This is a genomic window from Allokutzneria sp. A3M-2-11 16 (assembly GCF_024213555.1).
In the GTDB taxonomy this organism is placed as follows: Bacteria; Actinomycetota; Actinomycetes; order Mycobacteriales; family Pseudonocardiaceae; genus Allokutzneria.
The window spans coordinates 2,369,589-2,387,379 of record NZ_JANAVO010000001.1; the positions used below are offsets into that span (position 1 = coordinate 2,369,589).

Below are 17,791 nucleotides of genomic sequence, written 5' to 3' on the forward strand. Positions count from 1 at the left end.
TGGAACGTCGCGATGTGGTCGATTTCGGCGGCTCGGGGCAGCCGATCCTGTTGCTGCACGGCCTGATGGGCCGGGCCCGCACGTGGTGGCCGGTCGCGCGGTGGCTCAGGCGCTACGGCCGCGTCTACGGGCTCGACCAGCGCGGCCACGGGCACAGCCCGCACAGGGGATTCACCAGCATCTCCACCGAGGACTTCGTCGCGGACGCGGCGGAGTTGGTGGCCGAACTGGGGCCCGCGGTGGTGATCGGGCACTCGATGGGCGGGCTGCACGCGTGGGAGCTGGCCGCGCGCCACCCGGATCTGGTGCGGGCGGTCGTGGTGGAGGACATGGCTCCCGACCAGCGAGGCAAGACGGTCGACACCTGGCGCGGCTACTTCGACTCGTGGCCGGTGCCGTTCGAGTCCCTGGACCACGTGCGCTCGTTCTTCGGCGGTCCCGTCGGCGACTACTTCGCGGAGTGCGTGACGGAGCGCGAGGACGGCTACCACCTGACGGCCGACCTGGAAGACCTCTACGTGATCGCGGCGGAGTGGGGGCGGCGGGCGTACTGGGACTCCGTCGAGAAGGTGGACTGCCCGCTGCTGGCGATCGAGGCCGAGCACACAGCGATGCCGCCCGGACAGATCCGCGAGCTGGCCGAGCGCGCGCCGCACGGCCTCCACGTCCGGATCGACGGCGCGGGGCACGTGGTCCACCGCGACCGGCCCGACGCGTACCGGGGCGCGGTCGAGGCGTTCCTGTCAGGATTGTCGAGCTAGAGCAGCACGTCCACCGCGCCGGTGCGGGTGTCCACGATCCCGATCTCGGCGACGTCGGCGCGGATGGGCTCGACGGGGTGCAGCGCGGTGAAGCCGGTGACGATCTCCGCGTCCGAACATCCTTGTGCGAGAACGCAATGCGGCAACCACGAGCCGGGCAGGTAGTACGCCGAGGGGTTCTTCACCTTGCCCGCCAACACGTCGTGCACCGCGGAGTGCACCGCGAGCAGCTCGCCGTCCACCACCGCGCCGAGCATCAGCACGCTCTCCGTCGAGGTGAAGGTGCCGAGCGTGCGCAGCCACAAGGACGGCATGGCAAGCATTTCCAGCTCCGCGCGCAGTTCGTCCCGTGTCTTCTGGGGGATCGCCGTGGCCGCCGCGAGCGTGAGCTGAGGTCGTTTGTCCGTCGGAGCCGGAACACCCGCCTTCGCCAGCTTGCGCCACAGTCCGCGAACGGCGACTTCGGCTTCGCCGTCGAAGAACACCCGCAGCACGTCAGCCATGCTCGCCTCCGTCGCCGGGCAGGGAGAACAACCCGGTGGCGGTCTGCTCGACGAGGCCGTCCACCAGCAGGGAGTCCAGGCAGCGGTCCCGTTGGCCCGCCTCGGACCAGGCGGCGTCGAGCTGAGCGCGGGTGACCGGACCGGGCGCGTCGCGGAGCACGTCCAGGAGGCGGCCGCGGACCTGTCGGTCGGTGCCCGCGAACTTCTGCACGACCTTCGCCGGACCCGCGTAGGCCGGGCGGCCCGCCTCCTGCCACGCGCAGCTGTCGTACACCGGGCAGTCGGCACAGCGCGGAGTGCGCGCGACGCACACGATCGCGCCGAGTTCCATCAGCGCGGCCGAGTACCGCGCCGCGAAGCGATCTTCCTTGGGCAGCAACGCATCCACGTCCGCGAGGTCGCGCTTGGTCGACGGCGGGCCCGCGTCACCGGCTCCGTGCACCGCGCGGGCGACGACGCGGCGGACGTTGGTGTCCACCACCGGGCAGCGCTGCCCGTAGGCGAAAGCGGCCACGGCGCGCGCGGTGTACTCGCCGATGCCCGGCAACGCCAACAGAGTGTCCACATTGGACGGAACGACGTCGCCGTGCCCCTCGGCGATCGCGGTCGCCGCCGCGTGCAGCCGCAGCGCCCGGCGGGGGTAGCCGAGCTTGCCCCAGGCGCGGACCACGTCGCCCTGGCTCGCCGCGGCCAGCGCGGAGGGCTTGGGCCAGCGCTCCATCCACTCCAGCCAGATCGGCTGGACCCGGTTGACCGGGGTCTGCTGCAGCATGATCTCGCTGACCAGCACGCCCCAGGCGTCGCAGTCGGGGCGCCGCCACGGCAGGTCGCGGGCCACCCGGTCGAACCAGTCGACCAGCACCTCTGGTTCCAGTCTCACGCTCATCGCAGCCCGATCCTGCCAGCTACAGTTCCGCACCTGGCGGACAGGGAGGTCCAATGGCGCGCGCGACGGAACGGGACAACCCGTTGGCACGGATCGCCTCGCGGTTCACCGCGTTCACCGAGCGCTGGTTGCCGGACGCGTTCGGTTTCGTGCTGATCGGCACCTTCGTGGTCTTCGCCGCCGGGCTGCTCACCGGCGAGCGGATCACCGCCATGGTCGACTCCTGGGGCAAGGGCGTCTGGAGCCTGGTCACCTTCACGCTGCAGATGGCCATGATCATCATCGGCGGGTACGCGGTGGCCACCGCGCGGCCGGTGGCGAAGCTGATCGCCCGGCTGGCCACCGTGCCGAGGAGCCCGCGCGCGGCCGTGGCGTTCACCGCCGCCGTCTCGATTGCCACCTCCTATCTCAACTGGGCGTTCTCGTTGATCTTCACGGCGATCCTGGCCAGGGAGATCGCCAGGGTGCTGCGCGGCGTCGACTACCGGGCCATCGGGGCGATGGCCTTCCTGGGTCTGGGAACCGTGTGGGCGCAAGGGCTTTCCGGTTCGGCGGCGCTCCAGGTGGCCAGTGCGGAGTCCAGCCCGAAGGCCGTGCAGGAGGTGATCAGGGCGGGCCGCGGCGAGGGCCTGATCCCGCTCACCGAGACCATCTTCCTGTGGCAGGGCGTGGTTTCCACCCTGGTCGTCGCCGTCGTCGCGGTGGTGTTCGCCTGGTTCATCGCGCCCACCGGCGACCGCGTGAAGACCGCCGAGGACCTGGGCGTCGAGCTGCGGCCGATCGTCGGCGAACCCGACGACACCGGTGCCAAGCGCCCCGGGGACTGGCTGGAGAACAGCCCGCTGTTCTCGATCGCGATCTTCGCGCTCGGCCTGTGGTATCTCGTGCGCTACTTCGCCGCCGCGCCGGGGAACCCGCTCAACGCGCTGGACCTCAACACCGTCAACCTGATCCTGCTGCTGGTGGCGCTGATCCTGCACTGGCGTCCGCGCAGGCTCGTGGCGGCCGTGCGCGACGGCGTCCCGGCCGCGTCCGGGGTGCTGCTCCAGTTCCCGTTGTACGGCGGGATCTTCGGCATGATCGCCTACACCGGGCTGTCCTCGACGATCGCGAGCTGGCTGGTCGGGGTGTCCAACGCCTTCTTCTACCCGGCGCTGATCGCGGTCTACTCCTGCGTGCTCGGTGTGTTCGTGCCCAGCGGCGGCAGCAAGTGGGTGATCGAGGCGCCCTACGTGATCGACGCGGCCAACCAGCTCGGCGTGCACCAGGGGTGGATGGTCGTGGTCTACGACCTCGGCGAGGCCAGCGCGAACCTGTTGCAGCCCTTCTGGATGCTGCCCACGCTGGCCATCCTCGGCCTGAAGGCGCGCGACATCATGGGCTACACGTTCGCGATGTTCCTGGTGTGCTTCCCCACCGTGCTCGTCCTGGTGACGCTCTTCGTGCCCTAGACGACCTCGTCGAGCAGGCCGGTCGCCACGTCGTAGACGAAGCCGCGCACGTTGTCGGTGCTCGGCAGGAAAGCGCTGCGCCGCACGCGTTCCACCGACACCCGCACGCTGTCCTTCACCTCGCGGAAGGCTTCGACCGCCCACGTCGGGCGCAGGCCGGTGTCCTCCTCGACCAATGTCTTGAAGTCGTCGTCGGTGATCTGCGAGAGGCCGCAGTTGGTGTGCTGCACGACGATCACCTCGCGCGTGCCGAGCAGGCGCTGGCTGATGGTGAGCGAGCGGATCACGTCCTCGGTCACGATGCCGCCCGCGTTGCGCAGGATGTGCGCCTCGCCGTGCTTGAGCCCGAAGACGTCGAACACCTTGATCCGGGCGTCCATGCAGGTGACGATCGTCAGCCCCAGGCTGGGCACCGGGGTCTGGATCTCCGGGTGGCCGAGGTCCCTGGTCTTGGCGTGCCTGGCCAGCAGCTCGTTGATCGCGGTCATGGCGCGGCCTCCTGATCGCTCGGTCCCGGTTCGGGGTCACGACCATGAGAACCGAGCGGAACGAGACTGACAACCGTTCCTAGTCGAATATCACGCCGGTGCGACACGACCCGTACGGGTTACGGTGACCTCCACCACTGTCCGCGACGGCGGAGTTACCGTCAGGCCGTGTTGCAGCCGGTGGGTCCCCTCCCCGAGTCGGTGTACTGGCGCCGACGCGCGGTGGCTATTGCGGTCGGCGTGGGCATCCTCCTCGCCGGCGTCTGGGGTGTGACCGCGTTGGCCGGCGGGGGCCAGGACCCCGCCGTGCGCACCGCGGCCAACCAGGGCGCGGAGGCGGCCAAACCCTCGCCGCCGCCCACCTCCTCCACCGAGCCGACACCGGGTCCCTCCGGGTCCGGCACGGCGACGCCCACCTCCGGGCCCCCGCCGAGCGGAACCACCGAGCCCGCTCCGCCGCCGCCCCCACCACCTCCTCCGCCCCCGCCACCCGGCCCGTGCGCCGACCAGGCGATGAAGCTAACGGCCGAGGTCGGGCAGCCCGAGTACCGCGTCGGCCAGCGCCCCGAGCTGCGGCTGGTCGTCGCCAACACCGGTCAGGTCGCCTGTTACCGGGACCTCGACGCCGGGCTCCGCGAGATCGTCGTGACCAGTGTGGACGGTGGCACGCGGCTCTGGTCCAGCAACGACTGCTATGCCTCGAACTCGCCGAACTCCCGGTTGCTGCAACCGGGGGAGAGCCAGATGTTCAAGGTCGCGTGGGCGGGCCGGACGTCGGCTCCGGGCTGCGCGGGCAAGCGCACCGCGGTGCAGGCCGGTGACTACCAGGTCGTGCCCAAACTCGGTGCGCTGCAAGGACAACCCACACCACTGCGGCTGACCTGACCGCCACGCGCGCTGGCGAAATCAGGGCGTCTTCAAGTACCACCAACCCCCTTTCCGCGACCGCTAACCGCCCCCAACCCCCGGCGAGGTTGGGGGCGGTTAGCGACTGCTGGGGTGGGGGTCGGTGGTACTTGAAGACGCCACAACCACCGCGGGTCAGCCGTAGCGCTCGATGAGGGAGGTCTCGGCGAGCCGGGGACAGGCCCTCGCGCACCACACGGGCCCAGTGCGCCGTCCATTTTGGACAGTTCGCGGAGCCGGGTGGAGCTGAACTTCACGTCCAGCTCGAACCCGCCGTCGCAGAGCGATTCCACCGCCTCGTCGTGGCCGAGCACGACCAGGCCGCCGGTGCGCCCGCGCAGGACGCGCTCCAGCCCGTCCCGCAACGGCGTGCCCGGAGCCAGGCGCGCGAGCGTCGCGTGCACCAGCTCGGACTGCCCCCGTTCGCTCACCACGACCCGATACTACGTGTCTTCACCTGCGGAAACCGGTTTCACGGGGGACCGGCGGGAACGCCCTCCGCCGCTGCGGCAAACAAGGGAGTGTGCAGACTGAGATCGTGCTGGACCAGGGGCCGGATGACCATCCGGACCTGTCCGCGCCCGATGGCGACACCGCCATCATGGCCCTCTACGACGCGCACTCCCAATCGCTCCACCGCTACCTGGCCCGCCGCGTCGGCCGGGACCTGGCGGACGATCTGGTGGCCGAGGCGTTCCTGGTCATGTGGGAACGGCGTGCCGACTACGACCCGCACCGGGCCAGCGCGCGGGCGTGGCTGTTCGGGATCGCCACCAACCTCGCCCGGATGCACGAGCGCACGGAGGTGCGCAAGCTGCGGGCCTGGGCCAGGGAGCTCGGCCGCGGTCTCGACGTCGAGGCCCCGGACACCCGCGCCGCGGCCGCGGTCGACGCCGAGAACGACGTGACCCGCTACGCCGAGGCGCTGGCCGGTCTGCGCCCGGAGGAGCGCGACGTGCTGCTGCTGACCGCCTGGGCGGACCTGAGCCCGACCGAGATCGCGAAGGTGCTCGACCTCCGTGTGACCACGGTGCGAACACGCCTGCACAGGGCGCGCGGCCGCCTGCTCCGGAACGGAGGAAAGCCATGACCGACAACGACCGGCTCCACGAAGTGCTGCGGCCGATCCGCGCCGACGTCGCGGACATGAGCGAGGAGGCGTTCCAGAGCGGACGCGCGCGACTCCTCGCCGCCACGAAAAACCACGAGCTTCCGAGGGTGTACCGAGTGACTGACAACGAGCAACCGAAGAAGTCCCGCAGGACCCCGTTCCTGATCGCCGCTGCGGCCGCCGTCGTGGTGATCGGAGTCGGTGGCGGACTCGTCTACACAAACTCCACCGCCACCGACACCGTCCCGGTCGCCCGGGCGCCGCATGTGGCCGTGCCGCGGGAGATTTCACCCCAGCCGCTGAACCGGGCCGGAGAGCTGGCGGCGAAGGTCTCGGACGAGGAGATCAAGCCCGACCAGCACCGCTACTTCGCGGAGCGGAGGTACGTCGTCGAGACGGTGGTGCAGGACGGCGTCGCCAAAGCGGGGCTGGAGCGCGAGACGCTCACCGAGTTGTGGGTACCCGCTGACCGCAACACCGCGTGGGCTGGCCGCAGGGACAACGGCGAAGTCCTTCGCGGAGGCGCCAACGCGCTTTCCTCGGACCTGGCGCTTTCCTCGGACCTGGCCGTCGAGCCGGAAGCCGTCGTCGCCAAGCTGCCGCGCGATCCCCGGCAGCTCTACGCGGTGCTCGCCGAACTCGCCTCGAAGGCCGGTACCCCGCACCGGGTCGCCTTCGACTACGCCAAGTCGCTCCTCGCCGGGAACAAGATCCCAGCCGACCTCCGCGGCCCGCTGTTCCAGGCGCTCGGCCACCTGCCGGGTATCGAGGTCACCGACGGCGTCACCGTGCGCGGCGGCGGGAGCGGTGTCTCACTGGCGATCCGGTACGGCACCATCCGCGAGGAGATGATCATCAGCCCCGAGGACGGCAGGCTGCTCGGTCTGCGCACGGTCGCCGTGGAGGCGTTGCCGAAGGTCACCGAGGGCATCCGCACCTACGCGAAGGGGGAGATCATGAACGAGACCCGGTACGACACCGGGATCGTGGACGGGGTGGGCGAGCGGCCGGGCGGCTGAGCCCTCCGGCTATCGTGGTCACCCCTTGTGGTCGAGCGGGTTCGGAGCGCGCATGTTCGGTCGACGCCTCGCGGCGCTTGTCGGTGCCCTCGCGCTCTGCCCGCTCGGCTCCGCGGTGGCCGCACCATCCACAGTGGACACTCTGTTCTCCTTGCAGGCCAAGGAACTCCCGGCTGATCTCATCGATGCGGTGCGCCGCGACCTGGGCATCGACGCCCCGGCCTACCTGGAGCAGGCGTGGCGGGCATCCGGGCGCGCGGAGTCACCGCTGGAGCGCCCGATCCGCGCGCTGCTGCCCTCGCGGGGCATCGCGGCGGGCATGGGCGTGCAGCTCACCAGCGCCGCGCGCGGCCAGGTCGGCCTGTGCACGCTGGGCTTCCTCGCCGTGGACGACAGGGGCCGCTCCACCCCGTTGACCGCTGGCCACTGCGCGGCGCTGACCAGCGCGGAGAACGCGGTGCTGGAGCGGGGCGGTGTCGTCGGCCGCTTCGACACCGTCCGCTTCGACGACCTCGGTTCCGGGGGCAGCGGCGACGACTACGCCACCGTGCGCCTGACCAATCCGTGGCTGCGCCCGGCCGCCGAAGTGATCGACCAGCGCGGTGGGCGGGTGCCGGTGGAAGGCGTCGCGGCACCGGTCGAGGGCATGCCGGTGTGCAAGTCCGGCCGCACCACGGGGTGGACGTGCGGGCGCGTCCGCAAGCAACGAGTGCACGCGGTCTCGGGCGCTACGGGCCGCCGGATCGAGGCGTTCGCGCACACGGCGTGTTCCGGCGTCGGCGACAGCGGCGCCCCGGTGCTGTCCGGCACGCTCGCCGTCGGAGTCCTCCAGGGCGGCACCCAGGGGCCCGGCGGGCGGTGCCGCGCCGACTCCGGTGGCGAGGACTCGGCCGTCGCGGAGAGCCTGGTGCACGACGTGCTGCCGGACTTCCCCGGGACGCTGTTCGTCCTCACCACCACGGGCGACCAGGACCGCGACGGCAAGCCGGACGTCGACGAGCTGGCCGCCGATCCGACCGCCGTCCGCGACGACAACGGCAACGGCGTCCCGGCCTTCCGCGACCCCGCGGAGCGCTAGGCCGCGTCCAGCAAGTCCTCGGGTGTGCCGGGCTTCAAGTACCCCCAACCCCAGTCCCAGCGGTCTTTAACGACGGCAAACCCTCGGGCTGTGTTCGGGGTTGGGGGCGGTTAACGATGATCGAGAAGGGGGTTGGGTGTACTTGAAGACACCCCAACCCTGGGCCGGCACCGTCACTGGAAGCCTCGGCTCAACCGCCTGTGGGAAACGCGCTAGTCCTCGTTCTGGTCGCGCAGCGGCTTGCCCTCCTTGCGGAGGATGCGCAGCGCCGCCTTGACATCCTCGACCACGCTGACCCGCATCCCGGACGGCATCGGGCCGGAGTCCGGCGGCACCAGCGCCCTGGTGAAGCCGAGCCGCATCGCCTCGGTCAGCCGCCTGCCTGTGCCCGAGACGCGCCGCACCTCGCCCGCGAGGCCGACCTCGCCGATCGCCACCATGTCCGGCGGGACCGCGACGTCCCTGGCCGCGGAGGCCATGGCCAGCGCGAGCGCGAGGTCCGCAGCGGGCTCGACGACCTTCATCCCGCCGACGGTCGCCGCATAGACGTCGGCGTTGCCGAGCTTCACCTTGCCCCGGCGCTCCAGCACCGCGAGCACCATCGCCACCCGCGCCGAGTCGAGGCCGCTCACCGCGCGCCTCGGCGTCGGCATGGACGTGGGCGCCACCAGGGACTGCACCTCGGCGAGCAACGGCCGCTTGCCCTCGACGACAACGGTCACCGCGGTGCCCGCGACCTCGACCTCGCGCTTGTTCAGGAACAGGCCGGACGGGTCGGGCACGCCGAGGATGCCCTCCTCGACCAGCTCGAAGCAGCCGACCTCGTCCGAGGGGCCGAAGCGGTTCTTCACGCCGCGCAGCAGCCGCAGCGTCGAGTGCCGGTCGCCCTCGAACTGGAGCACGACGTCGACGAGGTGCTCCAGCACGCGCGGCCCGGCGACCGAACCGTCCTTGGTGACGTGCCCGACCAGGACCACCGGCAGACCGCGGTCCTTGGCGAGCGCGACCAGCGCCGTGGCGACCGCGCGGACCTGGGTCACGCCGCCCGCCGAGCCCTCCGCGGTCGCGGTGGCCATCGTCTGCACGGAGTCCACGATCAACAGGCCCGGCTTCACCGCGTCCACGTGCCCGAGCACCCCGCCCAGGTCGCTCTCCGCGGCCAGGTAGAGCTCGTCGTGCAGGGCGCCGGTGCGCTCGGCCCGCAGCCGCACCTGGCCCGCCGACTCCTCGCCCGTCACGTACAGCGCCGGGCTGCCGGAGCCCGCCGCCCACCGGTGGGTGACCTCCAGCAGCAGGGTGGACTTGCCGACGCCGGGCTCCCCGGCGAGCAGGATCACCGCGCCGGGGACCAGCCCGCCGCCGAGCACCCGGTCCAGTTCGCCGACCCCGGAGGGACGGGCGCGCGCCGACTCCACGTCGACCCTGGCGATGGGCATCGCGGGCGCGGCCGGTGCGCCCGCGGCCACCTTGGCCAGCGCCGGCCTGGCCGCCGCGGCCTCGGCAATGGTTCCCCACGCCTGGCAGTCGGGGCAGCGGCCGACCCACTTGGCCACTTCGTGCCCGCAGTCGGCGCAGCGGTAGATCGCTCGGGTTCTCGCCACGGGCGCAACGCTAGGGCCACCCACCGACAGTCCCGCGCCGGGCCGGGAAACGCGTCAGGCGGCGCTCACCACGTCGGGTGAACGCCGCCTGAGGCAGGAGATCGGTTAGGTCAGTGACCGTCGCCCGAGGGCTTGGTCTCGCCGTGCTGCTCGCCGCCACCGTGGCCGGCGCCACCGGTCACGGGCGGGCGGGCGTCGCCGTCGTTGGCGATCGGCACCTGGAGCGTGACCTGGCCCGCGTTCTGGAAGGTGAAGGTCACCGGGATGGTCTGCCCGGGACGGAGGTCCTTGCCCAGCGCGGTGACGACCAGCTCCACGGTGCTGACGGAGAGCGTGCCCGTCGAGGCCGCGGCCGAGGTGGTCGGGCGGACCGGCGCGCTGCTCTGCCCGGAAGCGCTCGGGGTGGTCGTGGCGCCCGCGCCGGTGGTCGACGACGGGGCACCGGTGGTGCTGCCCGGGGTCGAGGACTTCGGGGTCGCCGCGCGCTCCAGGACCTTGCCGTTGAGCGCGAAACCGGCGGGCAGGTCGGTGCTGCCGCTGATCTTGACCTCACCGGCGCCCGCGGCGGAGACCTTGACCAGCTTGTCCGCCTTGGTGCCCTGGTTGACGATCGTGACCTTCAGCGGGGCGTCGGTGCCCGCCGTGTAGTACTTCTCGGAGGGGAAGGCGAGCTCGGCCTCGCGGAGCGCGATCGCGCCGTCCTTGGTCTGGCCGAAGGCGCCGTTGACGGCGGCCACCTGCTGGTCGGTCTGGGTGAACTGCCCGGCGCTGCACCCGGCGACGACCAACGCGACCCCGAGCCCGACGGCGGCGGGGACCATCCGGAGGCGCGACGTCCTCGGGCTCCCGGCCGGGGCGACCATGCTGACGGCCTGCTCTGCGCGGCTCACGGTGCTCCGATCCTCCATGTCGATGATCATGCCGGTGATCGGCTGCCGACGATCTGGCAGCGCGAAGCCTAGCCCGATGGTGTGCGGGGCTCGCGGCCAACCCGGTTGTGAGCACCCGCACGGTTTCGTTGCCCCGCGCGGCAATCGGCGCGGCACACCGCCGAACGCACCCCGTCCGATTTCCCCCAAACGGTTGCCCATGGCACGCCCCGCGCGGATTTGTCAACCCCTCCGGTGGGCGCTGACCTGCGGTTACCCAGCGCACGGCGGCCGATGCGGCAACGGCGGACGTGTTAGGATGGTGTCAGCGAAAGGGGCAGAGGACACATGGTTTTTAAGGTCGGAGAGACCGTCGTCTACCCGCACCACGGTGCCGCTCTCATCGAAGCGATCGAGACCCGAACGATCAAGGGCGAGGAAAAGAAGTACCTCGTGCTGAAGGTCGCTCAGGGCGACTTGACCGTGCGCGTTCCCGCGGACAACGCCGAGATCGTCGGTGTTCGGGACGTCGTCGGCCAGGAGGGTCTGAACCGGGTCTTCGAGGTGCTGCGTGCTCCCCACACCGAGGAGCCGACCAACTGGTCTCGGCGGTACAAGGCAAACCTGGAGAAGCTCGCCTCCGGCGATGTGAACAAGGTTGCCGAAGTGGTGCGCGATCTCTGGCGGCGGGAGAAGGACCGCGGCCTGTCCGCTGGTGAGAAGCGCATGCTTGCCAAGGCTCGGCAGATACTGGTGAGCGAGTTGGCGTTGGCCGAAGGCACAGACGAGGACAAGGCCGAGGTTCTCCTCGACGAAGTCCTCGCCACCGCCTCCTGACCCACGCCTGAACAGCCGTCCGCCGTGAGCGTGGTCGCGCTCGTGCCCGCAGCGGGGCGCGGTGAACGGCTCGGTGCCGCGGTGCCGAAGGCGCTCGTCGAACTCGACGGCGAGCCGCTTCTGGTGCACGCGGTGCGTGGACTGTGGGCGTCGGGCTGTGTGCAGCACGTGGTCGTCGCCGCGCCACCTACCCAAATTGATGTCGTGACCGCCGCACTGGGTTCGCTCGGTGCGGCGGTCACTGTCGTTCCGGGGGGTGCCGAGCGCACCGAGTCGGTGTGGCTGGCCCTCCAGGCCGCCGTGGCGGCGGTGCCGGACACCGAGGTGGTCCTCGTGCACGACGCCGCCCGCGCCTTCACCCCGCCCGCCATGATCCGCTCGGTCGTCGAGGCGGTCCGGGCGGGGGCTCCCGCCGTCATCCCCGTGCTCCCGCTGGCCGACACGGTGAAGCAGGTCGACGCCGAGGGGCGGGTGCTCGCCACGGTGGACCGCGCGTCGCTGCGCGCCGTGCAGACCCCGCAGGGCTTCGAGCGCGGCGTCCTGGTCCGCGCGCACCGGGCCGCCGCCGCGGCCTCGCTGGGCGCCACGGACGACGCCGGGCTGGTCGAGCGGTTGGGGGAACCCGTGCTGACCGTGGCCGGGCACACCGATGCTATGAAGATCACCACCCCGTTCGACCTCGCCGTCGCCACGGCCCTGCTCACCCACCGAGGAAGTCCTTGACTCAGCAGCAGAACTGGCCGCGTGTCGGCGTCGGCACCGACGTGCACCCCGTCGAGCCCGGCAGGGATTGCTGGATGGCCGGGCTGCTGTGGCCGGACGCGGACGGTTGCGCCGGGCACTCCGACGGCGACGTCGCCGCGCACGCGCTGTGCGACGCCATGCTCTCCGCGATCGGCCTCGGTGACCTGGGCGCGGTGTTCGGCACCGGTGACCCGCGCTGGTCCGGAGCGCACGGAGCGGACCTGCTCGCCGAGGTGCGCAGGCGGGTCGAGGAACGCGGCTGGCGGCTGGGCAACGCGGTCGTCCAGGTGATCGGCAACGCGCCGCGCATCGGCAGGCGCAGGGACGAGGCGCAGCGGGCGCTGTCCGCGGCCGCGGGCGGTGAGGTCGCGGTCTCCGGGACCACGACCGACGGTCTCGGGCTGACCGGCAGGGGTGAGGGCGTCGCCGCCGTGGCCACCGCGCTCCTGGTGCCCGCCTAGGCCCGCGTTCGACTGCGCAAAAGACGAAAGCGGTTGCCCCGCCGCGTGAATGTGTCTCAGGTGTTTGCCAATCGAGATGCGCGGAATCTGCAAAGTGCATTTCCGGAGTAGTTCCGTTGTCCGCCGGACTACTCCAGAATGCCTAATCGGCCGCATTCTGTGGAAAAGTGAAGGGGCTGACGCCGGACGGGTCCCAAGCCACCACCCGGCGTCAGCCAAATTCGGAGGGCGCGGTGCGCGCCAGTACGGTCATCGGCCGAATCGCCAGCTCACAACCGCGAGCGACCACTCGATCGCAGTGCTCGAACGCCGAGGGGGTCCGGCGGGCACGGATCTCACGGGTCGCCCGGCGGGCCTGCCGGCGAGCACGTGCAAAATGCAGTTTTTCGGACGAGTGGACCGCTTCCCACGTGAGCAGCGAAAGCGGCACGAGGCCGAGGAGCAGTGAAACCAGAAGCAACATCGCTGGCCTCCTTTGCGATCCTCGAGCATGTGTCGTGCGTCTCGCGGTGGTTGATGTAGAAGGTCCTCTTTGTGCGTCTGGGACTAAAGCCCTGCATAAAGAATCTTTTCCTTAAATTTCCGTCAACCGGTCGCAAGCTGGGACTTCCGTTCCGGTCCCGCTACAGGCGGTGTACTTTCAGGCACCTTGCGTGGTCCGGGGACGAGGAGAGCGCGATGACGGACACAAGGTCGATCCGTGGCGCGACGCCGGCGCAGCCGCGCATCGGCACGATCGCGATGGCGAGCTTCATGGGCACGTCCATCGAGTTCTACGACTTCTACATCTACGGGACGGCCGCCGCCCTGGTGCTCAACGGGGCCTTCTTCCCGAACCTGTCGCCGCTGGCGGGCCAGCTCGCGGCGTTCTCGACGTTCGCGGTCGCCTTCATCGCCCGGCCCGTCGGCTCACTGCTGTTCGGCCACTTCGGCGACCGAGTCGGGCGCAAGTCGATGCTCGTGGCCTCCCTGCTGACCATGGGCTTCGCCACCGTCGGGATCGGCCTGCTGCCCGGCTACGAGACGATCGGTGTCACCGCCCCGATCCTGCTGGTGGTGCTGCGCTTCGTGCAGGGCATCGGCCTCGGCGGGGAGTGGGGCGGAGCGGTCCTGCTCGCCGCGGAGAACGCCCCCGACGGCAAGCGCGGGTGGTACGGCGTCTTCCCGCAGTTCGGGCCCGGCGTCGGCTACTTCGGCGCGGCCGGGTCGTTCCTGCTGCTGTCGGCGACGATGGACGAGGCGACGTTCACCAGCTGGGGCTGGCGGGTGCCGTTCCTGGGCTCGGCGGTGCTGGTGATGCTCGGGCTGATGGTCCGGATCAGGCTGGTCGAGACGCCCGCGTTCGCCGAGGTGCTGCGCAAGCGCGAGCGCAGCTCGATGCCGGTCATGGACATGTTCACCGCCGCCCCGGGGCGGCTGCTGCTCGGCGCGGGCACGATGGTGATCAGCTACGTGCTCTTCTACCTCGCGACCACGTTCATGCTCTCCTACGGCACCGTCACGATGGAGATCCCGCGCGACACCATGCTGACGCAGCAGATCGTGACGATCTGGGCGATGATCATCGGCACCGCGATCTCCGGGTGGGCCTCGGACAGGTACGGCCGCCGGGCCGTGTTGATCTTCGGCTGCGTGTTCGCCGCCGCGGTCGGGCTGGCGCTGCCCCTGTTCGTCGCCACGGGCTCACCGGGCCTCATGGGCGTCGCGCTGGCGTTGATGCTCGGCGCCATGGGGCTGTGCTACGGACCGATCGGGTCGTTCCTGCCGGAGCTGTTCGAGGTGCGCTACCGGTACACGGCGGCCTCCTTCGCCTACACCATCGGCGGCGTCGTCGGAGGTGGGTTCGCGCCGCTGATCGGGACCGAGCTGGCCGCGAGCTACGGCATCGCGGCGGTCGGGTGGTACCTGGCGGCCATCGCCGTGCTGAGCGCCATCTGCGCGATCGTCCTGCCGGAGACCAAGAACACGAGCTTGCGGATGGTCGAGCGCGAACGCGACTAGCTTGGTGCCGTGACGATTCGCGGGGTGCTGTTCGACTTCTCCGGCACGCTGTTCCGGTTGGAGGTCGCCAGCGGCTGGCTCGACGGGATCATGGACGACGCGGCCGCGTCCGAGCTGATGCGCAGGATGACGGCCCCGGTGACCGCGGACTCCGATGTGCCAGAGGGCTTCGAACGGCGGGACCTCGACGAGTTGACGCACCGGCGCGTGCACGTGGAGATGCTGGTGCGCGCCGGTGTCGGCAACCACGCGAAGGCGGACACGGTCTACGACCGGCTGCTGGAACCCGCGTCGTGGAAGCCGTTCCCGGACACCGGCGAGGTGCTGCGCATGCTGCGCGCGGCCCAGGTGCCCGTAGTGGTGCTCAGCAACATCGGCTGGGACATCAGGACCGTGTTCCAGCACTACGGCCTGCTCGACCTCGTCGACGACGTGGTGATGTCCTACAAGGAGGGCCTGCTCAAGCCCGACCCCGAGCTGTTCCGCATCGGCTGCGAACGGCTCGGCGTGCCGCCGGAGCACGTGCTCATGGTGGGCGACAGCGAAGAGGCGGACGGGGGCGCGGCCGCGCTCGGCAGTGCCGTGGAGATCGTCGAGCCGCTGCCGACCGACCAGCGCCCGGACGCGCTCCTCGGGGCCTTGAAAGCGCGCGGAGTGATGCGGTAAAGGCCCGATCGGGCAGCGCCGTACCATCGACGGGTGAGTCTGCGCCTATATGACACCGGAACCAGGAGCGTGCGGGAGTTCTCCCCGCTGCGAAGCGGAGCCGTGTCGATCTACCTGTGTGGGGCCACCGTCCAGGGGGTTCCGCACATCGGGCACGTGCGCAGCGGTCTGAACTTCGACGTACTTCGACGGTGGCTGGCGCACCAGGGCAACGACGTCACGCTCGTGCGCAACGTCACCGACATCGACGACAAGATCCTCACCAAAGCGGCCGAAGCGGGCCGTCCGTGGTGGGAGTGGGCCGCTACGCACGAGCGCGAGTTCATCTCTGCCTACGACGCGCTCGGCTGCCTGCCCGCCTCCGTCGAGCCACGGGCGACCGGCCACGTCACGCAGATGGTCGAGCTGATGCAGCGGTTGATCGACTCCGGCCACGCCTACGCGGCGGGCGGTGACGTCTACTTCTCCGTGGCGTCCTACCCCGAGTACGGGGCCCTGTCCGGCCAGCGGCCCGACGAGGTCCAGCAGGGCGAGACGGTGATGGGGGGCAAGCGGGACCCGCGCGACTTCACGCTGTGGAAGAGCGCCAAGCCCGGCGAGCCCTCGTGGCCGACGCCGTGGGGGCCCGGCCGTCCCGGCTGGCACCTGGAGTGCTCGGCGATGGTGGGTGCCTACCTCGGGCCCGAGTTCGACATCCACGGCGGCGGGCTGGACCTGGTCTTCCCGCACCACGAGAACGAGCAGGCGCAGTCCCGGGCGGCCGGTGACGGCTTCGCCAGGTACTGGATGCACAACGCCTGGGTCACCATGAGCGGCGAGAAGATGTCCAAGTCGCTCGGCAACACGGTGTCCATCCCAGCCATGCTGGAGCGCGTGCGCGCGGTCGAGCTGCGCTACTACCTGGTGACCCCGCACTACCGCTCGAACATCGAGTACTCCGAGGACGCGCTCAACGACGCCGTCCTCGGCTACCGGCGGGTCGAGTCGTTCCTGCGTCGTGTGGTGGAACGCGTCGGCACGCCGGAGCCCGACGCGCTGGCCGAGGACTTCGTCAACGCGATGAACGAGGACCTGGCGACCCCGGCCGCGGTCGCCGCCGTGCACACCGCCGTGCGCGAGGGCAACGCGGCGCTGGACTCGGGGGACCGGGACGTGGTGCTGGCCGCCGCGGGTTCGGTGCGCGCGATGATGGGCGTGCTCGGGCTGGACCCGCTCGACTGCTCGTGGAGCGGTAAGTCCACTGTGGACACCGGAGCCCAGAAGGTGCTCGGCGCGCTGGTCGAGGAAATGCTGGAACAGCGCAAGAACGCCCGCAAGAACAAGGATTTCGCAGCAGCGGACGCGATTCGGGACCGCCTGATCGCCGTCGGCGTCGCCGTCGAGGACACCCCCGACGGTCCGAAGTGGACATTGAAGGACTGCTGATGGCAGGCAACTCCCGGCGCAAGGGCGCCATGCGCAAACCCGGTTCCAAGAAGGGGGCGGTCGTCGGCTCCGGCGGCCAGCGGCGCAAGGGACTCGAAGGCAGGGGACCGACGCCGTCCGCGGCGAACCGGCCCAACCACCCCGCGGCCAAGCGCGCCGCCACGGCGGCGAAGACCCAGGCCGCGCGCAAGAAGCGGGAGTCCGGCCCCGAGCACGTCGCGGGCCGCAACCCGGTCGTGGAGTGCCTGCGCGCCGGGGTGCCGTCCACGGCGCTCTACGTGGCGCTGGGCATCGAGACCGACGAGCGGGTCGCCGAGGCCGTCCGGATCGCCGCGGACCGGGGCATCTCGGTGCTGGAGGTCTCCAAGAGCGAGATCGACCGGCTGACCAACAACGCCATGCACCAGGGCCTCGCGCTCCAGGTGCCGCCGTTCTCCTACACCCACCCCGACGACCTGCTGTCGCTCGCGGTGGACTCGGGTGACCCGCCGCTGATCGTCGCGCTGGACGGGGTGACCGACCCGCGCAACCTCGGCGCGGTCATCCGTTCCGCCGCGGCCTTCGGCGCGCACGGCGTCGTGGTGCCGCAGCGCCGCAGCGCGGGCATGACGGCCGTGGCCTGGCGGACCAGCGCGGGCACCGCGGCGAAGCTGCCGGTCGCGGTGGCGGTCAACCTCAACCGCACGCTCAAGGACTGGGCCAAGGAAGGGCTGATGATCGTCGGCCTCGACGCGGACGCCACCGTCAGCGTCGACGAGCTCGACGTGGCGACCTCGCCGATGGTGCTCGTGGTCGGTTCGGAGGGCCGCGGCATGTCGCGGCTGGCCAAGGAGTACTGCGACCAGACCGTCGGCATCCCGATGGCGGCGGGCGTGGAGTCGCTGAACGCCTCGGTGGCGACGGGCGTCGTCCTCGCGGAGATCGCCCGCCGTCGCCGCGCGGCCGGTCGCGCCTGACCAACGGGTCGTTTCGCGTACCCAATGT

At 71.0% G+C, this 17,791-nt stretch carries 20 protein-coding genes; 13 read left to right on the forward strand and 7 right to left on the reverse strand.

What is annotated here, in order from left to right; all coding sequences use genetic code 11:
- The first annotated feature begins 65 nt into the window (after positions 1-65).
- Positions 66-761: an alpha/beta fold hydrolase gene (locus NLX83_RS11840; protein WP_254236183.1), complete on the forward strand. Its 696-nt coding sequence runs from the start codon at positions 66-68 to the stop codon at positions 759-761.
- Here NLX83_RS11840 and NLX83_RS11845 read toward each other — a convergent pair.
- Both NLX83_RS11845 and NLX83_RS11850 read right to left on the reverse strand, forming a co-directional pair.
- Positions 758-1,264, reverse strand: a complete 507-nt coding sequence (locus NLX83_RS11845; RefSeq protein WP_254234876.1) for a 2'-5' RNA ligase family protein — start codon at positions 1,262-1,264, stop codon at positions 758-760. The two genes, NLX83_RS11840 and NLX83_RS11845, sit on opposite strands and share 4 nt — an antisense overlap.
- Positions 1,257-2,150, reverse strand: a complete 894-nt coding sequence (locus NLX83_RS11850) for an A/G-specific adenine glycosylase (RefSeq protein ID WP_254234877.1) — start codon at positions 2,148-2,150, stop codon at positions 1,257-1,259. Before NLX83_RS11850 ends, NLX83_RS11845 begins: the two co-directional genes overlap by 8 nt.
- 53 nt (positions 2,151-2,203) lie before the next feature.
- Between NLX83_RS11850 and NLX83_RS11855 the strand changes: the two genes are divergently transcribed.
- Positions 2,204-3,601, forward strand: a complete 1,398-nt coding sequence (locus NLX83_RS11855; protein ID WP_254234878.1) for a short-chain fatty acid transporter — start codon at positions 2,204-2,206, stop codon at positions 3,599-3,601.
- On the opposite strand, the gene NLX83_RS11860 is transcribed toward NLX83_RS11855, so the two are convergent.
- A complete protein-coding gene (locus NLX83_RS11860; RefSeq protein ID WP_254234879.1) occupies positions 3,598-4,089 on the reverse strand; it encodes a beta-class carbonic anhydrase in 492 nt (163 codons plus the stop codon). The genes NLX83_RS11855 and NLX83_RS11860 overlap by 4 nt on opposite strands.
- A gap of 168 nt (positions 4,090-4,257) precedes the next feature.
- On the opposite strand from NLX83_RS11860, the gene NLX83_RS11865 reads away from it, so the two are divergent.
- Positions 4,258-4,974, forward strand: coding sequence for a hypothetical protein (locus tag NLX83_RS11865; protein ID WP_254234880.1), 717 nt, complete (start codon positions 4,258-4,260; stop codon positions 4,972-4,974).
- Between the two features lie 32 nt (positions 4,975-5,006).
- Here the strand turns inward: NLX83_RS11865 and NLX83_RS11870 are convergent, their stop codons facing one another.
- Positions 5,007-5,429, reverse strand: a complete 423-nt coding sequence (locus tag NLX83_RS11870; RefSeq protein ID WP_308209296.1) for a diadenylate cyclase — start codon at positions 5,427-5,429, stop codon at positions 5,007-5,009.
- Positions 5,430-5,518: 89 nt separating this feature from the next.
- Here NLX83_RS11870 and NLX83_RS11875 point away from each other — a divergent pair, with 89 nt between their 5' ends.
- Genes NLX83_RS11875 through NLX83_RS11885 form a run of 3 tightly spaced genes read left to right on the forward strand, consistent with a single transcriptional unit; the run spans position 5,519 to position 8,203 of the window.
- Positions 5,519-6,085: an RNA polymerase sigma factor gene (locus NLX83_RS11875; protein ID WP_254234881.1), complete on the forward strand. Its 567-nt coding sequence runs from the start codon at positions 5,519-5,521 to the stop codon at positions 6,083-6,085.
- A complete protein-coding gene (locus tag NLX83_RS11880) occupies positions 6,082-7,125 on the forward strand; it encodes a hypothetical protein (protein WP_254234882.1) in 1,044 nt (347 codons plus the stop codon). Before NLX83_RS11875 ends, NLX83_RS11880 begins: the two co-directional genes overlap by 4 nt.
- 52 nt (positions 7,126-7,177) lie before the next feature.
- Positions 7,178-8,203: a S1 family peptidase gene (locus NLX83_RS11885; RefSeq protein WP_254234883.1), complete on the forward strand. Its 1,026-nt coding sequence runs from the start codon at positions 7,178-7,180 to the stop codon at positions 8,201-8,203.
- A 212-nt stretch (positions 8,204-8,415) separates the two neighbouring features.
- Here NLX83_RS11885 and radA read toward each other — a convergent pair whose 3' ends face one another.
- Positions 8,416-9,804 carry a DNA repair protein RadA gene (gene radA / locus NLX83_RS11890; RefSeq protein WP_254234884.1) on the reverse strand — a complete coding sequence of 463 codons (1,389 nt, stop codon included), beginning with the start codon at positions 9,802-9,804 and terminating at the stop codon, positions 8,416-8,418.
- Positions 9,805-9,914: 110 nt separating this feature from the next.
- Entirely contained in the window at positions 9,915-10,712 is a 798-nt protein-coding gene (locus tag NLX83_RS11895; protein ID WP_254234885.1) for a hypothetical protein, read from the reverse strand.
- A gap of 309 nt (positions 10,713-11,021) precedes the next feature.
- On the opposite strand from NLX83_RS11895, the gene NLX83_RS11900 reads away from it, so the two are divergent.
- Genes NLX83_RS11900 through ispF form a run of 3 tightly spaced genes read left to right on the forward strand, consistent with a single transcriptional unit; the run spans position 11,022 to position 12,715 of the window.
- The gene (locus NLX83_RS11900; protein WP_030428277.1) at positions 11,022-11,510 is read left to right on the forward strand and encodes a CarD family transcriptional regulator; all 489 of its coding nucleotides are present in this window, start codon (positions 11,022-11,024) and stop codon (positions 11,508-11,510) included.
- A 24-nt stretch (positions 11,511-11,534) separates the two neighbouring features.
- Positions 11,535-12,233: a 2-C-methyl-D-erythritol 4-phosphate cytidylyltransferase gene (gene ispD, locus NLX83_RS11905; protein ID WP_254234886.1), complete on the forward strand. Its 699-nt coding sequence runs from the start codon at positions 11,535-11,537 to the stop codon at positions 12,231-12,233.
- Positions 12,230-12,715, forward strand: a complete 486-nt coding sequence (gene ispF, locus NLX83_RS11910) for a 2-C-methyl-D-erythritol 2,4-cyclodiphosphate synthase (RefSeq protein ID WP_256563061.1) — start codon at positions 12,230-12,232, stop codon at positions 12,713-12,715. Before ispD ends, ispF begins: the two co-directional genes overlap by 4 nt.
- Before the next feature lie 211 nt (positions 12,716-12,926).
- Here ispF and NLX83_RS11915 read toward each other — a convergent pair whose 3' ends face one another.
- Positions 12,927-13,178 (reverse strand): hypothetical protein, encoded by a 252-nt coding sequence (locus NLX83_RS11915; protein WP_254234887.1) that lies wholly within the window; start codon positions 13,176-13,178, stop codon positions 12,927-12,929.
- A gap of 215 nt (positions 13,179-13,393) precedes the next feature.
- On the opposite strand from NLX83_RS11915, the gene NLX83_RS11920 reads away from it, so the two are divergent.
- From NLX83_RS11920 to rlmB, 4 genes are read left to right on the forward strand one after another with little or no spacing between them, the layout of a single operon-like run.
- Positions 13,394-14,716 (forward strand): MFS transporter, encoded by a 1,323-nt coding sequence (locus NLX83_RS11920; protein WP_254234888.1) that lies wholly within the window; start codon positions 13,394-13,396, stop codon positions 14,714-14,716.
- A gap of 9 nt (positions 14,717-14,725) precedes the next feature.
- The gene (locus NLX83_RS11925; RefSeq protein ID WP_254234889.1) at positions 14,726-15,382 is read left to right on the forward strand and encodes an HAD family hydrolase; all 657 of its coding nucleotides are present in this window, start codon (positions 14,726-14,728) and stop codon (positions 15,380-15,382) included.
- 33 nt (positions 15,383-15,415) lie between these two features.
- On the forward strand, positions 15,416-16,807 hold the full coding sequence (cysS, locus tag NLX83_RS11930; RefSeq protein ID WP_254234890.1) for a cysteine--tRNA ligase: 1,392 nt from the start codon (positions 15,416-15,418) through the stop codon (positions 16,805-16,807).
- Complete coding sequence (gene rlmB / locus NLX83_RS11935) at positions 16,807-17,763, forward strand: 23S rRNA (guanosine(2251)-2'-O)-methyltransferase RlmB (protein WP_254234891.1); 957 nt, start codon at positions 16,807-16,809, stop codon at positions 17,761-17,763. Before cysS ends, rlmB begins: the two co-directional genes overlap by 1 nt.
- Positions 17,764-17,791 lie beyond the last annotated feature (28 nt).